The sequence below is a fragment of the Synechococcus sp. EJ6-Ellesmere genome, assembly GCF_024345875.1.
Lineage (GTDB): Bacteria > Cyanobacteriota > Cyanobacteriia > PCC-6307 > Cyanobiaceae > Regnicoccus_A > Regnicoccus_A antarcticus.
Genome location: NZ_JAGQBY010000019.1, coordinates 19,213 through 27,747, shown reverse-complemented (window position 1 = coordinate 27,747; position 8,535 = coordinate 19,213). Strand labels below are relative to the sequence as shown.

Here is an 8,535-nt window from a genome sequence, read left to right as displayed (position 1 = left end):
CGGCCGACCGGGGGGTGCCCCCCTGGCCGCCCCCCCCCCCCGCCGATTCCTTGGCCATGGAGGCCCCGATCTGGATGGAGGGTCCTTCGGGCCCCACCGGCAGGCCTCCGCCGATGGCGACGCCGCTGGCCAGCAGCTTCACCAGGGCTACCTTCCAGCCCATCGGCACGGGCAGTCCCCGCAGCCAGACCATGACCTGAATGATCCCCGAGCCCTTGGCGCCGGGTTCGACGCCGCTGATCAGCGCACCGGCCAGGCCGCCCCCGAGTGCCCCCATCAGTGGCAGCACCAGCAGGCGGGGCAGGCGGGAGGCCAGCTGCAGGCGCAGGCCGTTCACCGCCTCGATCTCGAGGGCATAGACCCAGATCGCCACCCCGACCCCCAGGCCGATGGCGTTCACCAGCAGGAACAGCATCAGCAGCCGGCGGAGCTTTACGAGCCGCTGGTTGGGGGTCACCTCCACCGTCAGGCCACCGCGGGTAGGCGCGGGCAGGCCTCCACCAGCTGGCGCGTGATCACGGCCTGGGGATGCTCGAGCATCGGTCCGGCGGGTCCTTCCTCCACGATTCGCCCCCCGTCAAGCACGATCAGGCGCTGGCAGAAGCCGCTGGCCACCGCCAGGTCGTGGGTCACAAAGATCAGGCCCAGGCCCAGGCGGCCCTGCAGCTGCCGCAGCAGGGCCAGCACCTCGGCCTGCACTTCGGCATCGAGCATGCTCACGCTCTCGTCGCAGAGCAACACCTTCGGCTCCAGCACCAGGGCGCGGGCGATCGCCACCCGCTGCTGCTGGCCGCCAGAGAGCTGACGCGGCAGGCGGTTCTCGTAGAGCTCGGGCGGCTCCAGCCCCACGGTGGCCAGCCCTTCGCGGGCCCTGGCTCGGGCTTCGGAGCGGCTGGCCAGACCATGGATCAGCAGAGGATCCGCCACCGCTTCCCCCACCGTCATGCTCGGATTGAGGCAGGCCAGCGGATCCTGAAACACCATCTGCAGGCTGCGGCGAGCCCGGGCCAGCTCCGCCCCGCCCATCCGGAGCAGGTCACGGCCCTCCAGGCTCACGCGGCCGCCCCGCACCGGCGTCAGACCCATCAGGGCACGGCAGAGGGTGCTCTTGCCGCAGCCTGACGCTCCCACCACCCCGAGGGTTTCACCCGGCCCAAGGCGCAGGCTCACCCCATCAACGGCCTTCAGCCAGCGCCGACGCCAGGGTGGTGAGGGCAGCGGATGCCAGCAGCGCAGTTCCTCCAGCTCCAGCAGGGGTGCTGCCTCGGCTGAGGGCGGGGTGTGGCTGCCTTCGCGGGCGCGGGCCGCGGCCACCAGCCGCTGGCTGAGCGGAGCCCTGGGAGCGCTCAGCAGGCTGATCGCCGGTGCCTCCTCCACCACCTGTCCATGGTCGAGCACGGCGATGCGCTGGCACCAGCGCCCCGCCATGGCCAGGTCGTGGCTGATCAGCAGCAGGGCACTGCCGCTTTCGCGGCAGAGGTCGGTGAGCTCGGCCATCACCTGGGCCGCCACGGCCACATCCAGGCTGGTGGTGGGCTCATCGGCGATCACCAGCGCCGGCTCCAGGGCCATGGCCAGGGCGATCGCCAGCCGCTGGCGCATGCCGCCGCTGAACTCATGGGGATAGCTGCCGTAGCGACCCGGGCCGATGCCCACCCGCGCCAGCAGCTGCTGGGCCCGCTGGCGCACCTGGGCCCGATCCCAGGCGGGGCGATGGGCCGAGAGGGTGTCGCTGAGGTGCTCCCCGATGCGCAGCAGCGGGTTCAGCCGTGTCATCGGGTCCTGGAACACCAACCCCACGGCTTCCCCCCGCAGTCGGCGCAGGGCCGGACGCTTCAGCACGCGGGGGTCCTCGCCCGCCAGCCGCAGACCGCCGCTGCAGCGGCTGCCGGGTGGGAGCAACTGCAGCACCGCCCGCGCCACCGTGCTCTTGCCGCAGCCGGAAGGACCCACCAGGGCAAGGGTGTCACCGGAGCCGAGGCGCAGGTTGAGGCCATCGAGGGTGGGAGCCCCGCTGCCGCCCGGATAGCTCACGATCAGGTCGCTGATCTCCAGCACCGGCTCGGCGGCACGCGTGTCGGCCATGGGACGCGGCGGATCAGGACGTGCTCGCACAGCATGGGAGAGCTGGGGGCGCAGCCGTGGTTTTGTTGCGTGATCTGCATACGATGGGAGCAGAAGCGTCTGGTGATGCTCGATACCGCCGTTGGAATCAAGGACAACGTTGCGGGCGAGAGCCTGGGCGCCGGGCTTGTCGCTGGGCTCAGCCCTGGCCTGCGACGGAGGCCGATCCGTACCCCCGATGACTACGGGTTGAACCTGCCCGAGTGGCTCAGGGAGTGCATCGTCCACGTGCCCCCCGGCGAAGGGGAGACCTGCCCCACTGATCCTGAAGCTCTGCTGGCGTCAGCTTTTGATTTCGCCTTCCAGCTCCACGACGGCCAGGTGAGAGCCACTGGCGAGCCCTACATCATTCATCCGGTGGCCGTCGCTGATCTGCTGCGCGACATCGGCGCCAGCGCTGGGGTGATCGCCGCCGGTTTTCTGCACGACGTGGTCGAGGACACCGACGTCACCCCCGAGGAACTGGAGGTCCATTTCGGTGCCGAGGTTCGCGCTCTGGTGGAGGGGGTCACCAAACTGGGCGGCATTCATTTCACCAACCACACCGAAGCCCAGGCCGAGAACCTGCGCCGGATGTTCCTGGCCATGGCCAGCGACATCCGTGTGGTGCTGGTGAAACTCGCTGACCGGCTGCACAACATGCGCACCCTCGGGGCCCTCAAGCCCGAGAAGCAGCAGCGGATCGCCCGTGAAACCCGCGAGATCTACGCCCCCCTTGCCAACCGTCTCGGCATCGGCCGATTCAAGTGGGAACTCGAAGACCTCGCCTTCAAGATTCTCGAGCCCGAGGCCTACGGCGAGATCAAGCAGCAGGTGGCCAGCAAGCGCAGCGACCGGGAGGAGCGCCTGGCCGCCACGGTGGCCCTGCTGATGCAACGTCTTCAAGGCGCAGGCCTGCACGACTGTGAGGTGACCGGCAGGCCCAAGCATCTCTATGGCATCTGGAGCAAGATGCAGATGCAGCAGAAGGCCTTCCACGAAATCTTCGATGTGGCGGCCCTGCGCATCCTGACGCCCAACCTTGAGGGTTGTTATCGCGCCCTGGCGGTGGTTCACGACACCTTCCGCCCGATCCCTGGCCGCTTCAAGGACTACATCGGACTGCCCAAGCCCAACGGCTATCAGTCGTTGCACACGGCTGTGATCGGCCGTCATCGGCCGATCGAGGTGCAGATCCGCACCACCGAGATGCACCAGGTGGCCGAGTACGGCATCGCGGCCCACTGGAAATACAAGGAGGGGGGCTCACCGGCCTCTGCCGGTGCTGCCGAGCGCTTCAACTGGCTACGCCAGCTGGTCGATTGGCAGCAGGATGATGGCGGCGAGGACAGCAGCGACTACCTCGCCTCAATCAAGGAAGACCTCTTCGATGAGGAAGTTTTCGTGTTCACGCCCCAGGGGGATGTGGTGGGGTTGCGCAAGGGATCCACAGCCGTGGATTTTGCCTTTCGCATCCACTCGGAAGTGGGGAACCACTGCCAGGGCGTGCGCATCAATGACCGTCTCTGCCCGTTGGCCACACCGCTGCGCAACGGTGATTTCGTTCAGATCATCACCGCGAAGTCGGCCCATCCGAGCCTCGACTGGCTCAACTTCGTGGCGACACCCACCGCCCGCAACCGCATCCGGCAGTGGTACAAGCGCAGCCACCGCCAGGACAACATCCAGCGTGGTACCGCCATGCTCGAGCGGGAGCTGGGCCGCGAGGGCTTCGATGCGCTGCTCAACGGCGAGGCGATCGCGAAGGTGGCGCGCCGCTGCAATCTGGTGGGCACCGAGGATCTGCTGGCGGCCCTTGGCTTCGGTGGCGTCACCCTGCAGCAGGTGGTCAACCGTCTGCGCGAGGAGGTGCGCCTCAGCACCGCGGCAGCGGCCCCGGTGCTCAGCAACGAAGACCTGGCCCGCAGCGTCTCAGACCAGCCGATGCTGCCGCCGCCATCTGCTGCCGAGACCGGCGGCAGCCCGATCCTCGGGCTCGAGGGCCTGGAGTACCGGCTTGGGGGCTGCTGCTGCCCCCTCCCCGGCGAGGCGATCGTGGGCAGTGTCGCCCTGGGTAACCACGGCATCACCATTCACCGTCAGGACTGCAGCAATGTGGCCGCTGTGCCGGTGGAGCGCCGGTTGCCGGTGCGCTGGAATCCGGCGGCCGACCAGCAGCATCGCCGCTATCCGGTGCAGATCCGTATCGAGGTGCTCGATCGTGTCGGCGTGCTCAAGGACATCCTCACGCGCCTCTCCGACAGCCGCATCAATGTCAGTGACGCCCGGGTCCGCACGGCCTACGGCAAACCCGCTCGCATCGACCTCAAGGTGGAGCTCGCCAGTGCCAGTCAGCTGGGCACCACCATGGATCAGATCCGCTCCATGGCCGACGTGCTCGACCTCTGCCGCACCGGCATCGGTTAGGCCTCGCGGCGGAACAGCTTGAACTCACCGGTGCGCAGTCCCAGCTCCCCGGTGAGCTCCTGCCAGCGAGCCTTGTCCTGGTTGAGGCACTGCCGCAGGAAGGCCTCGGTGTTGGGGCCCTCGGGGTCGGTGCGTGTCCAGACCAGGTGGCGATTGGCGGGCTGAAGCAGCTGGGCGCAGATCTGGGCCTGGCCCACCGGCAGGCCGATCGTGCGGGTGGCCCATGACGCCCTGATGCCCTGGGGGTTGAGGCTCCACCTGGGACCGATGCCCACGGTGGTGGCCGGCACCCGCAGTTGCCAGTGCAGGGCGGGGTCCTGGGGCGCCGTGAAGCCGCGCTCGGATTCGGGAAGGCCGCTGAAGTAACGACGCAGTTCGGCGCGGTCCTGCTCCAGAGCCGTGACCAGCTTGGCCGGGCGCGACGGTGAGCCGAACACCTCGGCAATGGCGATGTTGTTGAACAGGATCAGCGAGAGGATCAAGCTGCCCGCGAAGGCGGCGACGCGCAGCGAACGGCGCCTGGTCCGCTCCAGCTCAGCCATCCCCGCGGCCGTGACCAGCACCAGGGGAACCACGATCATCAGACCGTCATGGCTGTTGAAATCGGTGCGCTGGAACGACCAGACCAGCTCCAGCAGAAAGACGATGGCCAGTCCGGGCACCAGCAACAGCCGCTCCAGGTGCTTCGTCTCGGACCCCCAGGCACGCCTGGCGATCAGCAGCAGGCCGGCGCCGGGCATCAGGATCAGGCTCCAGATGGGCAGACCCGCCAGGGGCATGCGGGCCAGCTCGCTGAACAGGCTGGTCACGTCTTCCCCCCACCAGATCTGCTGGCTGGCCCATTCCAGGGGCAGGGCCACCGCTCCCGCCCAAAGCAGTGCAAGCCCATGGGCCACAAACAGGTAGGGGACGATCAGCAGGGCACAGCCCAGGGCGACTCCAGTGATCAGGGCCCTGGCCACAACGGCGGGGTGGCGGTGGTGCACCAGCACCAGGGCGGCCACCCAGGTGAGGGGATAGATCAGCGTGAAGAAACAGGCCACCGCCAGCAGGGCGAAGGTCGAGGCGGCCGCCAGCAGTCGCCAACGAATGCGGCTGCCGGGCGGTTCCTGGCCATCTGCAGCGAGGCTGAGCAGGTAGACGCCGAGCACCAGAAAGCCATTGGCGAACTGGTGCAGGCTGCCGGCGATTCCTCCAGGCAGCTTCTGGGCCAGGACCACCAAAAGCACCCCGCTGGCCAGTGGTACCAGGGAGCGGGGCTTCAGGTGGATCAGGCCAGCGGTTGAGAAATTCCGAACCGACAGGCTCATCAGCAGGCCCGCCAGCAGGTCGAGGCCCAGCACGAGGAGGCGATGGGCCCGGATCGACCCCAGCCAGGCCGACGGGGCGAACAGCCACTGGGCAATCGGCCACTGGCGCAGGTAGCTCTCCTGGTACAGCAGGGTCCCGTGCAGGCCGCGCTGGGCGAGGACCAGGAGCGAATCGATCTCGCCGTCGTAGCTGCCGGCGATGGTGCTGGCCCGCCAGACACGAACCGCCAGTCCAACCAGGGTGAGCCACCACAACACCGTCAGCACGATTCGTGGTCGGCTCAAGGGCTGAAGGTGACCGAAAACCCAGTCTGCATGGCGGTGCCACCCCTGGCAGCGGCCATGGGCCACCCCGGTTCACGGGTCTCTGCGGAAGACTCTGATCGCACCGGAGGTGAGCCCCAGGTCCTGGGTCATCTCCTGCCAGGTGTGCTCGTCGCGGCTCAGACACTCCAGAAGGAAGGCTTCGCTGTGGCGACCTCCCCTCCCGGTGCGGGTCCAGATCAGGTGCCGGTGGCGCGGGTCGGTGAGCTGGGTACAGGCCTGTTCATCGCTGATGGCCAGCCCGATCCGATCGGTGGCCCAGGAACGCCGCATGCCGTAGGGATCCAGGCTCCAGCTGGGGTGCACCCCCGCGGTGGAGGAGGGTTGATCCAGTTGCCAGTGCAGGGAGAAATCCTGGGGGGATGTGAAGGTGCCAGCTTCCCCCGGCAGGTTACGCAGCTGCTGGATCAATCGCTCCCGATCTTGCTCCACAGCATCCGGAGCCCTGGCGTCTGCCCCGAGGGCCAGGGTCTCCGCCACCAGCACGTTGTTCACCAGGATCAGCGAGAGAACCAGGGCGAAGGTGGCGCCTGTTCGCCGCAGTCCGCGGCGGGAGGACCGCTCCAGGGCGGCCATGCCGGTGGCCACGATCAGCACCACCGGCACGATCGCCATCAGCACGTAATGCCTCCAGAAGTGGGTGGAGGCGAAGGAGAGGATCAATCCCCCCAGAAAAACCAGGCTCAGCAGCGGCACCATCAGGCTCCGGGTGGAGGATCCTCCCCGACCTTGCCTGGCCTGACGGGCCAGGCTCACCACGCCCAGCAGCGGGATCACCAGCAGCATCCAGAGCTCCACTCCCGCCACCGACGCTCCCGCCACCTGCCTGAACAGCTCACCCAGGCCTTGGTGGTCCCCGGGGCGCTGGGCGCTCCACTCCAGCGGCAGAAGCACCGCTCCTGCCCAGAGTCTGGCTGGTCCATCGCTGAGCCACAGGTAGGGAAGCCCCATCAGCAGCGTCCCCAGCCCAGCGCCAGCGGTCACCCAGCCCAGGCCACCCCAGCGCCGCCGCCGGCTCCAGGGTCCTGGCCAGGGCAGCAGCGCCAGCGTCACCAGCAGCAGGGGCAGCAGCAGGTTGGGACGCACGGCCACCGACAGGAAGAGGCAGAACCCCGCGGCTGCCATCCCCACCCGGCGAGTCCTCGGCACCTGCAGAGCCAGCAGGGCCAGAGCCAGCAGCAGGAAGGCATTGGCGAACTGGTGAAGATGGCCGGAGAGACCGCCGAGCATCTTCTGGCTCATGGTCACGAACAGAGCGGCGCTGCCGAGCGGCACCAGTGAGCCATCCCGCAGCGGCACCAAGCCGTTGCGGGCGAGCTGGCGGATCGCCAGGGCCAGCAGCAGGCCGCTGCCGATGTTGAGCAGCAGCGTCAGCATCCGATGGGCCCGGATCGATCCCAGCCAGGCCGAGGGTGCATAGAGCACCTGGATGATCGGCCATTTGGCGTTGAAGCCCTCCTCGTACATCAGTCGACCGTGCAGCAGCCTTCTGCCCAGGTGGAGGTAGGTGTCCACATCCAGGTCGTAGTGGCCCACGGCCGTCGGGGCCTGCCAGAGCCGCAGGACCAGTCCAGCGCCGATCAGCAGCCAGAGCCAGGTGAGGACGATCCCGATCGGCCTGTGAGCTGTTGGTCCGGAGGGTGGTTCCGACACGGTGGATCTGGCGTCGCGCCTCGTTTCTAGGGTGCGCCCAACCAAGGGCTCCGGCACCACCCCCTGGAGCCGCGGTGGCGACGGCCGCCTCACCCTCAAGGGCGGGGGGACGAACCCTCCCCGACCCGCAGCTCGGCGATGGTGCGCATGGCCCGCAGCCCTGGAGCGTCTGTTGCGCCACGTGGTGGCGATCTACTACCCCCACATCGCCGCCGCCCATCCCGAAGGCCCGGGCGGAAACAGCGAACCGGCGCTGCTGGCCTTCTACGGCGAGCTGGTGGAGCGTGTGGCGCGGCTGGCGGCGGAGTGGATGGCCGCCGGCTTCACCCACGGGGTGCTCAACACCGACAACATGTCGCTGGTCGGGGAGAGCTTTGACTACGGCCCGTTCGCCTTCCTCGAGGGCTGGGATCCGGGGTTCACCGCCGCCTACTTCGACGCCGTTGCCCTGGCAGCCATGGACCCAGAGCGGCCCGATCCTGTTCCCTTGACCCTGCAGCTGTTGGCCGCCTGGCCGGTCGCCTATGGCGAATTCTTCGCGGCCCTTGCCGATCGCATCGAGCGGATCTGGGCGGCCATTGATGAGCGTGATGACTGGCAGCCCCTGCATGACTGGCTGGACCGGTGCGGATCCAGCCACAGCGCCGGATCCGGGTGCTCGGCGCTACAGCTTCCACCGCAGGATTCTGTCTGAATTCCTTTACCGATTCCCCCCCGG

The 8,535-nt window shown here is 68.4% G+C and carries 6 protein-coding genes; 2 read left to right on the top strand and 4 right to left on the bottom strand.

Annotated elements, in window-relative coordinates:
- Positions 1 to 463: chloride channel protein (locus KBY78_RS16250; protein ID WP_255142390.1), on the bottom strand; the 463-nt coding region annotated here is incomplete at its 3' end.
- 2 nt (positions 464 to 465) lie between these two features.
- On the bottom strand, positions 466 to 2,085 hold the full coding sequence (locus KBY78_RS03565; RefSeq protein WP_255142389.1) for an ABC transporter ATP-binding protein: 1,620 nt from the start codon (positions 2,083 to 2,085) through the stop codon (positions 466 to 468).
- Between the two features lie 105 nt (positions 2,086 to 2,190).
- Between KBY78_RS03565 and KBY78_RS03560 the strand changes: the two genes are divergently transcribed.
- The gene (locus KBY78_RS03560) at positions 2,191 to 4,530 is read left to right on the top strand and encodes a bifunctional (p)ppGpp synthetase/guanosine-3',5'-bis(diphosphate) 3'-pyrophosphohydrolase (protein ID WP_006173255.1); all 2,340 of its coding nucleotides are present in this window, start codon (positions 2,191 to 2,193) and stop codon (positions 4,528 to 4,530) included.
- On the opposite strand, the gene KBY78_RS03555 is transcribed toward KBY78_RS03560, so the two are convergent.
- Entirely contained in the window at positions 4,527 to 6,125 is a 1,599-nt protein-coding gene (locus KBY78_RS03555) for a hypothetical protein (RefSeq protein ID WP_255142388.1), read from the bottom strand. The two genes, KBY78_RS03560 and KBY78_RS03555, sit on opposite strands and share 4 nt — an antisense overlap.
- 72 nt (positions 6,126 to 6,197) lie before the next feature.
- Positions 6,198 to 7,817 carry a hypothetical protein gene (locus tag KBY78_RS03550; RefSeq protein WP_255142386.1) on the bottom strand — a complete coding sequence of 540 codons (1,620 nt, stop codon included), beginning with the start codon at positions 7,815 to 7,817 and terminating at the stop codon, positions 6,198 to 6,200.
- 31 nt (positions 7,818 to 7,848) lie between these two features.
- On the opposite strand from KBY78_RS03550, the gene KBY78_RS03545 reads away from it, so the two are divergent.
- Positions 7,849 to 8,511: a protein adenylyltransferase SelO family protein gene (locus KBY78_RS03545; RefSeq protein ID WP_399215243.1), complete on the top strand. Its 663-nt coding sequence runs from the start codon at positions 7,849 to 7,851 to the stop codon at positions 8,509 to 8,511.
- Positions 8,512 to 8,535: the final 24 nt, after the last annotated feature.